Source organism: Streptomyces sp. NPDC050732, assembly GCF_040654255.1.
Classification (GTDB): domain Bacteria; phylum Actinomycetota; class Actinomycetes; order Streptomycetales; family Streptomycetaceae; genus Streptomyces.
The window spans coordinates 16,888-32,383 of the sequence record NZ_JBFAHP010000040.1; the positions used below are offsets into that span (position 1 = coordinate 16,888).

General features: G+C 72.7%; 15 protein-coding genes. 9 read left to right on the plus strand and 6 right to left on the minus strand.

All coding sequences use genetic code 11. The features are described 5' to 3' along the window. The first annotated feature begins 26 nt into the window (after positions 1-26). Together AB0H82_RS30115 and fabF are read left to right on the plus strand one after the other, a co-directional pair. Complete coding sequence (locus AB0H82_RS30115) at positions 27-275, plus strand: acyl carrier protein (RefSeq protein WP_362998256.1); 249 nt, start codon at positions 27-29, stop codon at positions 273-275. A 70-nt stretch (positions 276-345) separates the two neighbouring features. Next, positions 346-1,608, plus strand: a complete 1,263-nt coding sequence (gene fabF / locus AB0H82_RS30120) for a beta-ketoacyl-ACP synthase II (RefSeq protein WP_362998257.1) — start codon at positions 346-348, stop codon at positions 1,606-1,608. Between the two features lie 88 nt (positions 1,609-1,696). Here fabF and AB0H82_RS30125 read toward each other — a convergent pair whose 3' ends face one another. Next, complete coding sequence (locus AB0H82_RS30125; protein WP_362998259.1) at positions 1,697-2,191, minus strand: DUF3145 domain-containing protein; 495 nt, start codon at positions 2,189-2,191, stop codon at positions 1,697-1,699. A gap of 341 nt (positions 2,192-2,532) precedes the next feature. Between AB0H82_RS30125 and AB0H82_RS30130 the strand changes: the two genes are divergently transcribed. Next, positions 2,533-3,441, plus strand: a complete 909-nt coding sequence (locus AB0H82_RS30130; RefSeq protein WP_362998261.1) for an SGNH/GDSL hydrolase family protein — start codon at positions 2,533-2,535, stop codon at positions 3,439-3,441. A gap of 43 nt (positions 3,442-3,484) precedes the next feature. Beyond that, complete coding sequence (locus AB0H82_RS30135; RefSeq protein WP_362998263.1) at positions 3,485-4,474, plus strand: aldose epimerase family protein; 990 nt, start codon at positions 3,485-3,487, stop codon at positions 4,472-4,474. Between the two features lie 64 nt (positions 4,475-4,538). Here the strand turns inward: AB0H82_RS30135 and AB0H82_RS30140 are convergent, their stop codons facing one another. Both AB0H82_RS30140 and AB0H82_RS30145 read right to left on the minus strand, forming a co-directional pair. Further along, positions 4,539-4,928: a RidA family protein gene (locus AB0H82_RS30140; protein WP_362998265.1), complete on the minus strand. Its 390-nt coding sequence runs from the start codon at positions 4,926-4,928 to the stop codon at positions 4,539-4,541. A 32-nt stretch (positions 4,929-4,960) separates the two neighbouring features. Next, positions 4,961-5,779 (minus strand): NAD(P)-dependent oxidoreductase, encoded by an 819-nt coding sequence (locus AB0H82_RS30145; RefSeq protein WP_362998267.1) that lies wholly within the window; start codon positions 5,777-5,779, stop codon positions 4,961-4,963. A gap of 58 nt (positions 5,780-5,837) precedes the next feature. Between AB0H82_RS30145 and AB0H82_RS30150 the strand changes: the two genes are divergently transcribed. The 3 genes from AB0H82_RS30150 to AB0H82_RS30160 all read left to right on the plus strand — a co-directional run bounded on the left by AB0H82_RS30150 (position 5,838) and on the right by AB0H82_RS30160 (position 10,768). Then, the gene (locus AB0H82_RS30150; protein ID WP_362998269.1) at positions 5,838-6,809 is read left to right on the plus strand and encodes a LysR substrate-binding domain-containing protein; all 972 of its coding nucleotides are present in this window, start codon (positions 5,838-5,840) and stop codon (positions 6,807-6,809) included. A 96-nt stretch (positions 6,810-6,905) separates the two neighbouring features. Continuing rightward, entirely contained in the window at positions 6,906-9,764 is a 2,859-nt protein-coding gene (locus AB0H82_RS30155; protein ID WP_362998271.1) for a beta-L-arabinofuranosidase domain-containing protein, read from the plus strand. A 116-nt stretch (positions 9,765-9,880) separates the two neighbouring features. After that, positions 9,881-10,768, plus strand: a complete 888-nt coding sequence (locus AB0H82_RS30160) for an aminoglycoside phosphotransferase family protein (RefSeq protein WP_362998359.1) — start codon at positions 9,881-9,883, stop codon at positions 10,766-10,768. 44 nt (positions 10,769-10,812) lie between these two features. Here the strand turns inward: AB0H82_RS30160 and AB0H82_RS30165 are convergent, their stop codons facing one another. Both AB0H82_RS30165 and AB0H82_RS30170 read right to left on the minus strand, forming a co-directional pair. Next, positions 10,813-12,168 (minus strand): FG-GAP-like repeat-containing protein, encoded by a 1,356-nt coding sequence (locus AB0H82_RS30165; RefSeq protein ID WP_362998273.1) that lies wholly within the window; start codon positions 12,166-12,168, stop codon positions 10,813-10,815. A 141-nt stretch (positions 12,169-12,309) separates the two neighbouring features. Further along, a complete protein-coding gene (locus tag AB0H82_RS30170) occupies positions 12,310-12,906 on the minus strand; it encodes a TetR family transcriptional regulator C-terminal domain-containing protein (RefSeq protein WP_362998275.1) in 597 nt (198 codons plus the stop codon). A gap of 145 nt (positions 12,907-13,051) precedes the next feature. Here AB0H82_RS30170 and AB0H82_RS30175 point away from each other — a divergent pair, with 145 nt between their 5' ends. Together AB0H82_RS30175 and AB0H82_RS30180 are read left to right on the plus strand one after the other, a co-directional pair. Continuing rightward, on the plus strand, positions 13,052-13,312 hold the full coding sequence (locus AB0H82_RS30175; RefSeq protein ID WP_362998277.1) for a hypothetical protein: 261 nt from the start codon (positions 13,052-13,054) through the stop codon (positions 13,310-13,312). A 59-nt stretch (positions 13,313-13,371) separates the two neighbouring features. Beyond that, a complete protein-coding gene (locus AB0H82_RS30180) occupies positions 13,372-14,661 on the plus strand; it encodes a pyroglutamyl peptidase (RefSeq protein ID WP_362998279.1) in 1,290 nt (429 codons plus the stop codon). Here AB0H82_RS30180 and AB0H82_RS30185 read toward each other — a convergent pair. After that, complete coding sequence (locus AB0H82_RS30185; protein ID WP_362998281.1) at positions 14,619-15,413, minus strand: EI24 domain-containing protein; 795 nt, start codon at positions 15,411-15,413, stop codon at positions 14,619-14,621. The genes AB0H82_RS30180 and AB0H82_RS30185 overlap by 43 nt on opposite strands. Between the last annotated feature and the right edge of the window lie 83 nt (positions 15,414-15,496).

Below are 15,496 nucleotides of genomic sequence, written 5' to 3' on the forward strand. Positions count from 1 at the left end.
CTGGATCCACAAGAAGGAGCGCCAACATGGCCGCCACTGAGAAGGAGATCGTTGACGGTCTCGCGGAGATCGTGAACGAGATCGCCGGCATCCCGGTCGAGGACGTCGAGCTGGACAAGTCCTTCACCGACGACCTGGACGTCGACTCGCTGTCCATGGTCGAGGTCGTCGTCGCCGCCGAAGAGCGCTTCGACGTCAAGATCCCGGACGACGACGTCAAGAACCTCAAGACGGTCGGCGACGCGACCAAGTACATCCTGGAGCACCAGAGCTGACCCAGCTCGTGCTCAGTCGCCACCCGGCGGTGGCGCCGCTGATCCCCTCAACACCGTGGAGAATTTTCCTGTGAACTCGACCAATCGCACCGTGGTCGTCACCGGTATCGGCGCAACCACACCGCTGGGTGGCGACGCAGCCTCGACGTGGGAGGGCCTGCTCGCGGGCCGTTCCGGCGTCAGCACGCTGGAGCAGGACTGGGCAGCCGAGCTGCCCGTCCGCATCGCCGGTCAGATCGCCGTGGAGCCGGGCGAGGTCATCCCCCGCCCGCAGGCCCGCAAGCTGGACCGGTCGGCGCAGTTCGCGCTGATCGCGGCCAAGGAGGCCTGGGCGGACGCCGGCTACACCGCCAAGGCGGGCGAGGACGCTGCGGTGGACCCGCACCGCCTCGGCGCGGTCATCGCCTCCGGCATCGGCGGTGTGACCACGCTCCTCGACCAGTACGACGTGCTGAAGGAGAAGGGCGTACGCCGCGTCTCCCCGCACACCGTGCCGATGCTGATGCCCAACTCCCCGGCGGCCAACGTCGGCATCGAGCTGGGCGCCAAGTCGGGCGTCCACACCCCGGTGTCGGCCTGCGCCTCGGGCGCGGAGGCCATCGGCTACGCGATCGAGATGATCCGTACCGGCCGCGCCGACGTCGTCGTCGCGGGCGGCACGGAGGCGGCGATCCACCCGCTGCCGATCGTCGCGTTCGGCAACATGATGGCGATGTCCAAGAACAACGACGACCCCGAGGGCGCCTCGCGTCCCTACGACGCGGACCGCAACGGCTTCGTGCTCGGCGAGGGCGCCGGTGTGATCGTCCTGGAGTCCGAGGAGCACGCCAAGGCCCGCGGCGCGAAGATCTACGCGGAGGCCGTCGGCCAGGGCATCTCGGCCGACGCCCACCACATCACGCAGCCCGAGCCGTCCGGCAACGGCATCGCCGCGGCGCTGCAGAACCTGGTCGACACGACGGACCTCAAGCCCGCCGAGATCGTGCACGTGAACGCGCACGCGACCTCGACGCCGCAGGGTGACGTCGCGGAGATCAAGGCGCTGCGCAAGGCGTTCGGCGACGACGTGGACCACATGGCGATCTCCAGCACCAAGTCGATGACCGGTCACCTGCTCGGTGGCGCGGGCGGCGTGGAGACCGTGGCGACGGTTCTCGCGCTCAAGCACCGCGTCGCCCCGCCGACGATCAACGTCGACAACCTCGACCCCGAGGTCGACGCGGACATCGTCCGCGGTGAGGCCCGTCCGCTGCCCGAGGGCACGATCGCGGCGCTGAACGACTCGTTCGGCTTCGGCGGCCACAACGTCGTCCTGGCGTTCCGCAGCGTCTGAGCCTTCCGCACGTACGCGAAGGGGCCCCACCGGTCGGTGGGGCCCCTTCGCGTTGGGCCGGACCACTTGCGGTCGGACCACTTCCAGGTCAGACCACTTGGTGCAGCCAGCGCACGGGTGCGCCCTCGCCCGCGTACCTGAAGGGCTCCAGTTCGTCGTCCCAGGGCTTGCCGAGGAGCTTGGCCAGCTCCGCCTCCAGGTTGCTCTCGCCGCGCTGCGAGCGGGCCAGTGCGGCGCGCAGCCGGTCCTCGGGGACCAGGATGTCGCCGTGGATGCCGGTCACGGCGTGGTAGATGCCGAGCGCGGGCGTGGCGCTGTAGCGCTCGCCCTCGGCGCTGGTGCAGGGCTCCGCCGTGACTTCGAAGCGCAGCAGATCCCAGCCGCGCAGGGCGGAGGCGAGCTTGGACGCGGTGCCCACCGAGCCCTGCCAGGAGAATTCGGATCTCCAGGTGCCCGGCGCCGCGGGCTGCCTGATCCAGTCGAGGCTCACACGCGCGCCGAGCACGCCCGCGACAGCCCACTCGACGTGTGGGCACAGCGCGCGCGGAGCGGAGTGCACGTACAGAACTCCACGTGTCGTCACCGGGACCTCCAGTGTGGGTCGAGGTTCGCCTTCCCCAGCGGCCTCGCGCCCGTGCCGAGCAGTTTTCCCCAAATACTAGATAAACCTGGGAAAAGGGGACAGATGTGACGTGATGTAATTTAGCGGAACCACCGCGGCGGGGCGCCACCGGGTGGACCACCAGCCTGTCGCCGCCGTGACAGCAGTGGTCCGGCGGCTACGGGCCGAGGCTACCGTGCGGCGGCGCAAGGAGTGTGACGTACGGTCGGTCAGAAGGCCAGGAAACTCCGACCTTTCACCCGGCGGGGCGCAACCCCGGCCACCCGCACGACGTCACGTTGAACGACAGAGGGGAGCAGGGGATGCGGAACCGCAGGCACCGCTCGCGTGCCGTCGTCGCCCTCGCGACGACGGCCCTTCTCTGCGGCGGTGCGCTCACCGCGTGCGACGCCCAGGGCGGCAACTCCGGGGCGCCCGGCGGCTCGTCCGCCCACCGGCCGTCCCCGAAGCCCACGCCCGCCTGGGACACCTCACCCCGCTCGCTGGCCGCCGTCGGCGACTCCATCACCCGCGGCTTCGACGCCTGCTCGGTGCTGTCCGACTGCCCCGAGGCCTCGTGGGCGACCGGTACCGACACCGAGATCAACAGCCTGGCGACGCGGCTGCTGGGGAAGACGCGCGCCGCCACACACAGTTGGAACCACGCGAAGACCGGCGCCCGCATGGCGGATCTGACCGGGCAGGTCGAGGAGGCCGCCGCCGAGCGCCCGGAGCTGGTCACGGTGATGACGGGCGCCAACGACGCCTGCCGCTCCTCCGCCGCCGCGATGACGCCGGTCGCGCAGTTCCGCGCCGACTTCCAGGAGGCGATGCGCACGCTGCGCCGCGAGCTGCCGAAGGCGCAGGTGTACGTGGCGTCCGTGCCGGACCTGAAGCGGCTCTGGTCCCAGGGGCGGACCAATCCGCTGGGCAAGCAGGTGTGGAAGCTGGGCATCTGCGCCTCCATGCTGGCGGACCCGGACGACCTGGACGCGCGGGCGACGGAGCGGCGCGACGCGGTGCGGGACCGCGTGGTCGCGTACAACGAAGTCCTCAAAGAGGTGTGTGAGAAGGACCGGCGCTGCCGGCACGACGGCGGCGCGGTCTTCGACTACCGCTTCGACGGGGACCAGTTGAGCCACTGGGACTGGTTCCACCCCAGCAAGAACGGCCAGGCGCGGCTCGCCGAGATCGCCTATCGGCGGGTGACGTCGAAGAAGCCCGGGGCGTAGCGGGGGCGGCGGGCCGGGTGTGGGCCCGGCTAGGGTCTCGATCATGCGCAGTGAACTCTTCGGGACGCTTCCCGACGGCAGCCCCGTCCACCGCTGGACCCTGGAGAGGGCCGGGGTGCGGGTGCGGGTCCTGACGTACGGCGGGATCGTGCAGTCGGTGGAGGTCCCCGACCGGGCGGGGCGCGTGGCGCCGGTGGCGCTGGGCTTCGAGGGGCTCGACGGGTATCTGCGGCATCCGGGGCCGTACTTCGGAGCACTGGTGGGGCGGTACGCGAACCGGATCGCGGGCGGGTCCTTCGTCCTCGACGGGCGGACGTACGACCTCGCGCGCAACAACGGGTCCAACGCGCTGCACGGCGGCGGGCGCGGCTTCGACAAGCACGTCTGGGACGCGGAGCCCGCGGGCGCGCACGGGGTGCGGCTCTCCCGGGTCTCCCCCGACGGCGAGGAGGGCTATCCCGGGCGGCTCGCGGTCTCCGCGACGTACTCGCTGGACGGGGCGGGGGCGCTGCGGATCGCGTACGAGGCGACGACCGACGCGCCGACCGTCGTGAACCTCACCAACCACACGTACTGGAACCTCGCCGGGGCGGGGACGGGCAGCGCCCTCGGGCACGAGCTGCGGATCGCGGCCTCCCGCATCACGCCGACGGACGGTACCGGGATTCCTACCGGGGCGTACGAGGACGTGGCGGGGACGCGGTTCGACTTCCGTGCCGGTCGCGGGGCCGGGCCCGGCTACGACCACAACTACGTGCTGGACAAGGGGGTCACGGCGGAGCCGGCCGAGGTGGCCGTGGTGCGCGACCCCGGCTCCGGCCGGACCCTGACCGTCGCGACGACGGAGCCGGGCCTCCAGCTGTACACGGCGGACCACTTCGCGCCGGAGCTGCCCTTCGCACCCTGCGGCGGGATCGCGCTGGAGACCCAGCGCTTTCCCGACTCGCCGCACCGGCCGCACTTTCCTTCCACGGTGCTGCGGCCGGGCGAGGTGTACGCGTCGGAGACGGTGTACGGCTTCTCGTCGCGGTGACGGTGGCAGTTCCCCGCGCCCCTGAACGGCACCGGCGTGCTGTCCCCCCTTGCGTCGGGCCGTCCTACTGGGCGGGAGCGGTGACGGCGGCCACCACCTCGACCTCGACCAGCGCACGCGGCGGGACGAGGCGGGTCACCGCGACGGTGGTGCTGGTGGGCGGGGTGCCGGTGAGGAACTCCTTGCGTACGGCCGCGTAGTCGGCGAAGCCGTCCATGTCGGTGAGGAACGTGCGGATGTTGATGATGTCGTCGAGTCCGGCGCCGTGCGCCGTGAGCAGCTGCTCCAGGGCCTCGAAGACGCCGCGGGTCTGGGTGGCCATGTCGTCGCCCTCGGCGCACTGCCCCGAGACGTACAACAGGACGCCGCCGTCGGCGTGTTCGACGCGGGCGACCTGCGAGTAGGGGCCGAAGGGCTGCGGGGCGGCGGCGGGGTTGTCGATGGTGATCTGCACGTGTGTGCTCCTTGCGTGAGGTCGAGGGTGTGTCAGGTGTCGCGTCGGGTGCGGATGTGGGTGACGGCGCGGGCGATGTCCTCGTGGGCCACGTCCGGGTCGGCGGCAGCCGTCTCGAAGTGGGCCAACGCCGCGCCCACCAGCGGGAGTTGAGCGGCTTCCGCCGCGAGGGTGAGGTCCTTGACGGCGAGATCGCTGCCGAAGTGCACGTCGGTCGCGAAGGCGCGGGCGACGGCGCCGCCGAGCGGTCCCGCGGCGAGGGCTCCCCGTGCGGTGCCCTCGTCCACGCCGAGCGCGGCGGCGAGCCTCATGGCCTCGGCGGCCAGGGCGACCCCGCCGATGACGGCGGTGTTGACGACGAGTTTGAGCGCGGCGCCGGTGCCGAGGGCGCCGGTGCGGGTGACCGGGCCGAAGCGGGCGAGGACGTGCTCGACGCCCGCCGCCTCGCCGCCCGCGAGGACGCCGAGCCGTCCCGCGGCGGCCCTGTCGGTGCTGCCCATGACGGGGGCGTCGACGAGGGTGACACCGTCCGGGACGCGGCTCGCCAACTCCCTTACGGCGTCCGGCCCGACGGTCGACATCTCCACCCAGTGGGTGCCGGGGCGGAGGGCGGGGACGACGGCGTCGGCGACCTCGCGCAGGGCGTCGGGCCCCGCGAGCATCGTGATGACGACGTCGGCCTCGCGGACGGCGTCGGCGGGGGTCGCGGCGGCCGTGGCGCCCTCCGCGACGAGAGCGTCCGCCTTCTCGGACGTACGGTTCCAGACGGTCAACGGGTGTCCGGCCAGGCGGAGTTGGCGCGCCATGGGCTCGCCCATGCGGCCGAGACCGAGGAATGCGATCTTTTCCATGGGCCCGACGCTAGGCCCGGCCACGGGATGCGACAAGCGAATGTCTAGCATGCGAGCCATGCCGAATCCGCATGTCACGCGGGGCCTGCAGGCCGCCGCCGCTCAGGGCGCGGAAGCCGCGCCGTCGGAGGTGCCCGACCTCTCGACCGTCTGGCTCCGCACCTTCCTGGAGGTGGCCCGGCACGGGTCGTTCACGGTGGCCGCGCGGGAGCTGGGGTGGACGCAGTCCGCCGTGTCGCGACAGATCGCGGCGCTGGAGGCGGCGCTCGGCGGGGCGCCGCTCTTCGACCGGCTGCCGCGCGGGGTGCGTCCGACGGCGCACGGCCGGGCGCTGCTGCCGCACGCGCGGGAGCTGCTGTCCCGACTGCGCGCCGCGGGACGGGAGTTGGCGGCACTCCGGGACGCGGCGGGCGGGCTGCTGCGGGTCGGGGCGTTCGCGACGGCGGACGCGGGGCTCGTGCCGCGGGCGATCGCGGCGTTCCGGGCGCGCCACCCCGGCGTGACCCTCACCCGCGAGGAGGGCCTGACGCCCGCGCTCCTGTCCCGGCTCACGGAGGGCGAGCTCGACCTGGCGGTGGTGTCGACGACGGGTGGCGCGCTGCCCGGCGATGCGTACGACCTGCACCACCTGCTCGACGAGACGCTGTACGTCGCGCTGCCGGCGGGGCACGCGCTGGCGGGCGCGTCCGAGCTGCGGCTCCCGCAGTTCGCGGCGGACGACTGGATCTCCGGCAGCCCCCGCATCGAGGGCTCCCTCCTGGAGCCCGCCCTGCGCCACGGGTTCCGGCCCCGCGTCGCGCACGTCGTCGCCGAGTGGACGGCGAAACAGGGGTACGTGGCGGCGGGCCTCGGCGTGGCGCTCGTCCCCGCACTCGCCGCGGAGGGCGTACGGCCGGACATCGCGCTGGTCCCGGTACGGGACGAAGGGGCGCCGCCGCGCACGGTGTACGCGGCGACGGCCCGCGACCGCACCCCGGCACCGGCGACGCACCCGTTCCTGACGGCACTCCGGGAGGCCGCCGTCCGCTGAGTACGCCGGAATCATTGACGCGTCGCGGCACCGACCCTAAGTTCTGGTCGACTTCCCGAACTGCATTCGATATGTCGAACAGAACTGAGGTCCCGTATGGCATCCCACCCCACCCCCGCCAGACGCACCGTCCTCGGTGCCGTGCTCCTGGGTACGGCGGCGGCGTTCGCCCCCGGTGCGGCGGGCGCCGCGCCTCGGCGGGCCGGCCCGGTCCCGGCCGCCCCTGTTCCGGCGGTTCCCCTGCCCGCCGCCTGGACCGTACGGCCCTTCGGCCTCGGCGAAGTGACGCTCGGCGCGGGCGTCTTCGCCGACAAGCGCCGTCTCATGCTCGACTTCGCGCGCGGTTACGACGAGAACCGTCTCGTCCAGGTGTTCCGGGCGAACGCCGGCCTCGACACGGGCGGCGCGGTCGCCCCGGGCGGCTGGGAGGGCCTGGACGGCGAGGCGAACGGCAACCTGCGCGGCCATTTCACCGGGCACTTCCTCACCATGCTCGCCCAGGCGTACGCCAGTACGGGCGAGAAGGCGTACGCCGAGAAGATCCGCACCATGGTCGGGGCGCTGCACGACGTGCGCGCGGCGCTGCGCGAGGACCCGGCCGTGCTCAGCGTCCCGGGCCCGTTCCCCGGCTCCACCGCCGCGTCGAACGTCCGTGGCTCCTACCAGTACGTCGACCTGCCCGCCGATGTCCTGGACGGGGCCGCGGAGTTCACCTTCGCCGCCTGGGTGCGGCCCGAGCACGCCGACGACTGGGCGCGCGTCTGCGACTTCGGTGACGACACCCGCCGCTACCTCTATCTGGCGGCGCGGGACGCGAAGGGCCGCCCCCGTTTCGCGATCACGTCGTCGGGCGCGGGCGGCGAACAAGTCCTGGCCGGTGAGGCACCGCTGCCCGTCGGCGAGTGGAGCCATCTCGCGGTGACCCTCGCCGGCGGCACCGGCGTCCTCTACGTCGACGGCGCCGAGGTGGCGAGGAACACCGCGATGTCCCTGACCCCGACGGCCCTCGGCACCCTGCGCGACCACTGGCTCGGCCGCTCCCACTACGCCGCGGACCCCGTCTTCGCGGGCGCCTTCGACGAGGTCCACCTGTGGAGCCGGGCACTCACCGCGGACGAGATCACCGCACTGCGACGGCGCCCTGCCGCCGAGACCGCCGCCGGTGCCGGGAACCTGGCCGCGTACGCCTTCGACGAGACCACGGGCGGGACCTTCGCCGACGCCTCCGGCCGCGCACGCCACGCCACCCTGCGGCGCACCTGGGGCGGGCCGAGCCACCCCGGGTTCCTCGCGGCGTACCCGGAGACGCAGTTCATCACTTTGGAGTCGATGACCGGCAGCGACTACACGGTGGTGTGGGCGCCGTACTACACCGCCCACAAGATCCTGCGCGGGCTGCTCGACGCCCACCTCGCCACCGGCGACGCCCGCGCCCTCGACCTCGCCGAGGGCATGTGCGACTGGATGCACTCCCGCCTTTCCCCGCTGCCCGAGGCCACTCTCCAGCGGATGTGGGGGCTCTTCTCCAGCGGTGAGTTCGGCGGCATCGCCGAGGCGGTCTGCGACCTGCACGCGCTCACCGGCGACCCCCGGCACCTGGCGCTGGCCCGCCTGTTCGACCTCGACAAGCTCATCGACAGCTGCGCCGCGGGCAAGGACGTCCTCAGCGGACTCCACGCCAACCAGCACATACCGATCTTCACGGGACTGCTGCGGCTGTACGACGAGACGCGCGAGCGCCGCTACCTCGACGCGGCCCGCAACTTCTGGGAGATGGTCGTACCGCCGCGCATGTACGCCATCGGCGGCACCAGCGACCGGGAGTTCTGGGGCGAGAGGGGCGCCGTCGCCGGCACCCTCGGCGATGTCAACGCCGAGACCTGTTGCGCGTACAACATGCTCAAGCTCAGCCGGATGCTGTTCTTCCACGACCAGCGGCCGCAGTACATGGACTACTACGAGCGCGCCCTCCACAACCAGGTCCTCGGCTCCAAGCAGGACCGGGCCGACGCGGAGAAACCCCTGGTCACCTACTTCGTCGGGCTCGCACCCGGGCATGTCCGCGACTACACGCCCAAGGCGGGCACCACCTGCTGCGAGGGCACGGGGATGGAGAGCGCGACCAAGTACCAGGACTCGGTCTACTTCACGACGACGGCCGCCGGGGGAAGTGACCTGAGCGCGCTCTACGTCAACCTCTACATGCCGTCGAAGCTGACCTGGGCGGAGCGCGGCGTCACCGTCACGCAGACCACCGGCTACCCCTACGAGCAGGGCACCACGCTCACCGTCCGGGGCCGGGCCGCCGCCTTCGAGCTGCGGCTGCGGGTGCCCGCCTGGGCGGACGGCGGCTTCACGGTCAAGGTCAACGGGCGTGCCGTGGAGGGGGATTCGCGCCCCGGCGGCTACTTCTCCGTCGCCCGCACCTGGCGGGACGGCGACACCGTGCGCGTCTCGGTCCCCTTCCGGCTGCGCACCGAAGCGGCCCCCGACGACCCGCGCGTCCAGACCCTCTTCCACGGTCCGCTCGCCCTGGCGGCACGCGACCCCCGCAAGGACCTCCTCCGGCTCGGCCTCCACCGCAACACCGCCCTCTCCGGCGACCTGCTGCCCACGTTCACCCCCGTGCCGGGCAAGCCGCTCCATCTCACCCTCGACGGCGTCGAGTTCGCGCCCTTCGCCGAAGGCACCGAGGACCCGACCCACGTCTACTTCCGGCGGGACGAGCCGCGCGTCGTCTTCGGCGGCCTGGACTCCGGCGTCGCCAACCCCGCCCGCCCCGACGGCCGCACCCTGCTCGACGCGGTCTGGGCCGCCGCGCCGTTCCGCGACAAGGGCGCGCTGGTCGCACACGTACGGGCCACGACGGAGAAGTGGGTGGCCGACGGGCTGCTGAGCGCGGCCGACCGGACGGCGGTGATCGGGACGGCCCGGCGGGCGACGTACGTGGCATGAAACGGCTTGACCGCCGGGGCCCTCGACGGCTTCCATTTGACGGCTTCCGTTCGGCACCGGTCCGATGAGCGGGGGCCGGACCGAGGGACCGAGGGGGACATGTGAGCAGCGGGAAGATGCACGCCGACGAAGCCGACATCGACGAGGGACTGGTGCGGCGGCTGGTCGGTGCCCAGTTTCCCGCGTGGGCCGGGCTGCCCGTGGAGCGCGTCGCATCGGCCGGGACGTCCAACGCCATGTACCGGCTCGGCGGGGACATGGTGGTGCGGCTGCCGCGTGTGGCGGGCGCCGCCGAGGACGTGGAGCGGGAGCGGGTGTGGCTGCCCCGGCTCGCGCCCGCGCTGCCCGTCGCCGTCCCGGTGCCGCTCGGGAAGGGCCGGCCGGGCGAAGGGTACCCGTATGCGTGGTCGGTGTTCCGGTGGCTGGACGGCACGACACCTGACCCCGGCCGGCCCTGCGCCGAACCCGCCCTGTTCGCCAAGGACGTCGCGGAGTTCGTGTCCGCCCTGCGCGAGGTGGACCCGGCCGGGGCGCCCGTCGCCTACCGCGGCGACCCGCTCGCCGGGCGCGACACCCACACCCGCGAGGTGATCGCCGAGCTCGGCGGGCTCGTCGACGAGCGGGCCGTGACCGCCGTGTGGGAGGCCGCCGTGCGCGCCCCGGCATGGAAGGGGCCCGGCGTCTGGGTGCACGGGGACCTGCAGCCGGGCAACGTCCTCGTCGACGGGGGCCGGCTCGGCGCCGTCATCGACTTCGGATGCATGGGCACGGCGGATCCCGCGGTCGACCTGATCGCCGCCTGGTACCTGATGGACGCAGGGGCCCGCCGCGACTTCCGCGCCGCGCTCGGCCCGGCCACCGACGACGCCATGTGGGCGCGTGGCCGGGGCTGGGCCCTCACGATCGCCGCCACCGAACTCGCGTACTACCAGCGGACGAACCCGGTGATGGCGAGCACGGCACGCCGCGTCATCGGCCGCCTGACGGAGCCGGGCGACGCGTGACCCGCCGACGCGGCGCGCCCGCCAACGGTTGTCCGTGCAGGGAGTTATTCCAGGAAGCTGTCGACGGGGGCCGCGTCGTATGCCGACGCGCCCGTCGTGGTGATGCCGCCGGTTGAGCCGGGCAGGCGCAGGGAGTCGACGGCGCTCACATGGAGGTCGGCCTTTCCGTCGCCGTTCGTGTCGCGCAGCCGCACCAGGCCGCCGAACTGGTCGTCGGCCGTCAACGGCCCCGGTACGCCCGGGGTGTTGCGGGCGAACCACTGCGAACCGGTGGGGGACAGGCCGCTCGCCCGGCCCTTGAAGACGTGCACGCCGCCCGCGTGGTCCTTGCCGTCGATCTCCTCGTCCCGCACGCCGACCGCGAGGTCCGCGTAGCCGTCGCCGTTGACGTCGCCCGCCGAGACGGACGAGCCGAACTCGTCGTAGTTCTCCGGGGAGCCTGCGACGCCGCTCGTCGACTGGGTGAGGCGGGAGCTTCGGGACGGGCCGCCGGACGCGCCGTACCAGACGCTGACGCGGCCCTTGTGCTTCGAGTGGACGGAGGTGCCGATGGCGATGTCGCCGTAGCCGTCCTTGTCGAAGTCGGCGATGACGCCGTCGCCGCCGCGCTCGGAGCTGCCGCCGTTGCCGGACTCCGACTCCAGGCGGAGGCTCTTGCCGGGGGTGAGTGAGCTCGCGCCGCCCTTGACGAACCAGACGTCGGACGCGATCTTCTCGGGGCCGACCACGTCGCCGATGATCGCGAGGTCGGTCTTCTTGTCGCCGTCGACCTTGCCGGAGATCAGGGCCGAGGCGTAGAAGGACGTCGTCTTGTCGAGCTTGGTCACGGCGCCGGTGGTGCCGGAGCGCTTGAGCGGGCCCCGGTAGACGAAGGTCATGGATTCGTTGATGACGGCCAGGTCCTGCTTGCCGTCCCCGTTGAAGTCGCCGGTCGCCAGGTCCGCGCCCATGTAGTTGTTGGCGCCGGGGTTCTTGTTCGGGAGCGTCGTCCCCTTGGACAGGCCGGAGGCGGAGCCCCACAGGATCGTCACGGCGCCCTGGAAGCCGTTCTCGCCGGTCGCCGCCACCGCGAGGTCGCCGTAGCCGTCGCCGTCGAAGTCCGCGGCGGCCCGTACCTCGCCGAACATGTCGTCGGCCTCGTCGGCGCCGGGCACGCCGGGGCTCGCCTGGGTGATGCGCTGCTTCGTGGAGCCGGGCCCGGTCGCGGTCCCGAAGACCACGGTGACGCCGCCGCCCCCTCGGGCGCTGAAGCTGGAGTACGCGTAGTCGCGGTAGCCGTCGCCGTTGAAGTCGTCGCCGTGCTTCGCGGGCGCGGCGCTCGCCGCCGCGGCGGGCAGGGTGAGGGGGGTGAGGCCCGCCGCCAGGAAGGCGGTGAGCGTGGCCGTTGTGCGGATGCGCATGGGTGTTGAGGTTCCTTGTGGGTCGAGGGGCGCCACGCCGTTCACCGGACGTCGTCCCGGGTGACGTGTGGGCTCGGCCAACAGGAGACCGGTGATGGGGCCGAAGGGTTGTACGGGACACGGAGTCACCGCGTATCCCGCCTACACCGTCAGCCCCGCCGCGTATCTCTTCAGCACCCCCCGCGCCGACTCCGGCGTGTGGTGGCCCACCAGCACCTGGGCGGTGAGGCCGTCCGTCAGGGCCACCAGGGCGCGGGCCTCCGCGGACGGGTCCAGTCCGGGGCGCAGTTCACCCGTGTCCTGGCCGTAGCCGATCAGCCAGACCAGGAGTTCGTGGAGTTTCGCGTACGTCTCGCGCAGCACCTTCGCCAGCTCCCCGCTCACCGCCGCGTGCGCGACGAACGCTCCCCAGACCCGCGCCTCCGTCTCGTCCTCCGGCTCGACGAGCGCCAGCGCGGACAGCGTGCGGTCCAGCAGGGTCACGGCCGACTGCGGGGTTTCCGACGCCGCGATGCGCGCCTTCGCCCGGTCGCCGATCCGCTGCGAGATGCCTTCCAGGGCGAAGAGCAGCATCTCGTCCTTCGTACGGAAGCACCGCTGTACCGCGCCCATCGACACCCCCGCCTCGGTGGCCACGTCGCGCAGGCTGACGGCCTCCATCCCGGAGCGGGCGATCAGCAGACACACCGCCTCGGCGATGCGGGCCCGGCGGTCCTCGTAGTCGACCTGTCTGGGCATGGTTCGGGTGCCTTTGCCTTTCCGCCGGGAGCACGAGGTGAGGTGCTCCGATGCTTTTCGATGCGGTTGCATCGTATCCCGTCTCCCGTGCATGATGTGATGCGACCGCATCGGAACGCGCACCGCAGCTGAGGAGACGAGACACGTGAGCAGTCAGACCAAGACCGAGGCCGAGACCCGGACCAAGAAGTCGCCCGCGGGGCTTCTCGCCCTCTTCGGCTTCATCCTGGTCGTGCAGGGCTTCGGCTCCGCGATCACGGAAGCCGGCTGGGACTCCTCGTTCGGCGTCTCCGCGCTGCTGCGGGAGGCCGGCGCCCCGGGCTGGACCGACCTCGTGGTCGGGGCGGTCGGCTGTGCGCTGCTCGCGGCCGCGGCCCGCAGCCGACTCGTGCGGAAGGCGCCGTAGCGCTCGCCCCACGCGCCCCGCGATACTTCCGCCACCTCACCGGTTACGGAAGGACTCGCGTGCACACACGACTCGGCGCTCTCGGCGTCGCCGCTCTGCTGGCCGGACTGGGACTCGGAGTCCCCGCACCCGCCTCCGCCACCACCTCCACGCCCCCCACCGCCACCACCCCCACCGTCGAAGAAGCGCGGCTCGACCGTGCCGCCCCTCAGGAGATCCTGCGGCGCAGCGGCTTCGACACCGCCGCCCCGGAGTTGGCGCGGGCGCTGGAGCGGGCCCGCTCCTACGACCAGGCCCGGCGTCTCGTCGTACGCGAAGGGAAGTCTCTGTGGCGGCGGGCCGTCGACCGGGCTCAGGGGAAGCAGCGGGCGGGTCTCAGCAAGGACGACGACCGGCCGCTGTACTGGGCCCGGCTCGGCATGACGCGGGAGCTGCGGCAGTGGGAGCCCACCCGTTTCCCGCTCACCGACGGCCGGCGAGCGCGGCTCATGGGGGCGCTGGAAAGCTCGTCCCGCGGACAGGACACCGTCGGCCACCGCCCCGGCAAGCACGGGCAGGGACCGGGGCAGGGGCAGGGACACGGGCGCGTCAAGCGCATCCTCGTCACCGGCTTCGACCCCTTCACCCTCGACCGCGACGTCCGGATCAGCAATCCGTCGGGCGCCGCCGCGCTCGCCCTGGACGGCACGACGATCCGGACCGCCGACGGGCCGGCGCGCGTCGAGGCGATGGTCTTCCCGGTCCGCTGGGACGACTTCGCGGACGGCGCCGTGGAGCGGGCGCTGCGCCCGCACCTCCCCCACGTCGACCTCTTCACCACCATCAGCCAGGGCCGCGTGGGCCGGTTCGACATCGAGCGGACCAACGGCGCCTGGCGGGGCGGCTTCGCGGACAACGAGAACCTGTCGCGCACCGGGACCGTGCCGGTGCGCGATCCCGCCACGCAGCCCCAGTGGACGTCGACGACCCTCCCGTACAAGGAGATCGTGGCGGCGGAGACGGGCCGTTTCCCCGTGTACGACAACACGTCGGTGACCGAGATACCGGCGGGCGGCACCGGGCCCGTGGTCCGGCCGGACGGGCCCACCGAGGGGTCGGCGGCGCGCGCGGGCGGTGGCGGCGACTATCTGTCGAACGAGATCGCCTACCGGGCGACGCTCCTGCGGGACCGCCTCGGGCTGCACGACCGGCTGCCCGGCGGGCATGTGCACACGCCCGTCCTGCAGTTCGGCGCGGGGAACACCGACCCGGCGACGGGTGACGTCACCGATCCCGAGTTCGTACGGAACCGGCTCGACATCATCGCTCAGGTCCGGGGCATCCTCGGAGCGGCCGCCTCGTCGTCCTGACGGCCGGAGGAACCGTCCTCGCCCAGCAGGTCCCGCGCCATCAGCGTCGCGCCCGCGACCGCGCCCGGCATCAGGAACACCGCGACGAACGGCACCAGGAAGGCGACGGCGAGCGGCGTCCCGAAGCCCCAGGCGAGTGTCTTGCGGGAGCGCAACAGGGCGAGCCGGTCGCGGAGTTCCACACCGCGGCGCTGCATGGCGACCGCGGTGAGCTCCTCGACCAGGAAGAAGCCGGTCACGCAGAAGCCGATCACGGGGACGACGGTCTGGCCTGCGACCGGGACGAAACCGAGCGCGAAGAGCAGCACGCCCCAGCAGAGCGCGCGCACGACGATGCGGAGGCTGTCCCTCGCCGAGATCCACAGGTCCCGCCAGAGCGGCAGCCCCGACTCGGGGGCGTGCCCGCACTCGGAGATGTCGACCTGTTCGGACAGCTTCTCGTAGAAGGGGTCCCCGATGAGCAGCGTCACCGCGGTGAAGGTGAGGACGGACAGCAGCAGCGCGAGGGCGAAGAGCAGGGCCGTCAGGAAGCCGCGGAACAGGCCGAGCCAGGGGGACGACCAGTCGTCGGCGAACGGCGTGGCCCAGCCGACGAGATCGCTGCCCCACAGGGCGAGCGAGACGAGCGCGCCCGCGTAGAGGACGAGCGTGATGAGGCCGGGCAGCAGCCCCCATCCGTACTGCTTGCCGTGCTGGGCGACCCAGCGCTGCCCCTTCATCAAGTAGCCGAAGCCCACACCCAGATCGCGCATGCGGCACACCTTAGCCGCAGGTGGGCGGGGGTTCGGCCGACGGCGGTCGGCAGGACTGTCACAGGTGGTGCACAGCTGTGGAA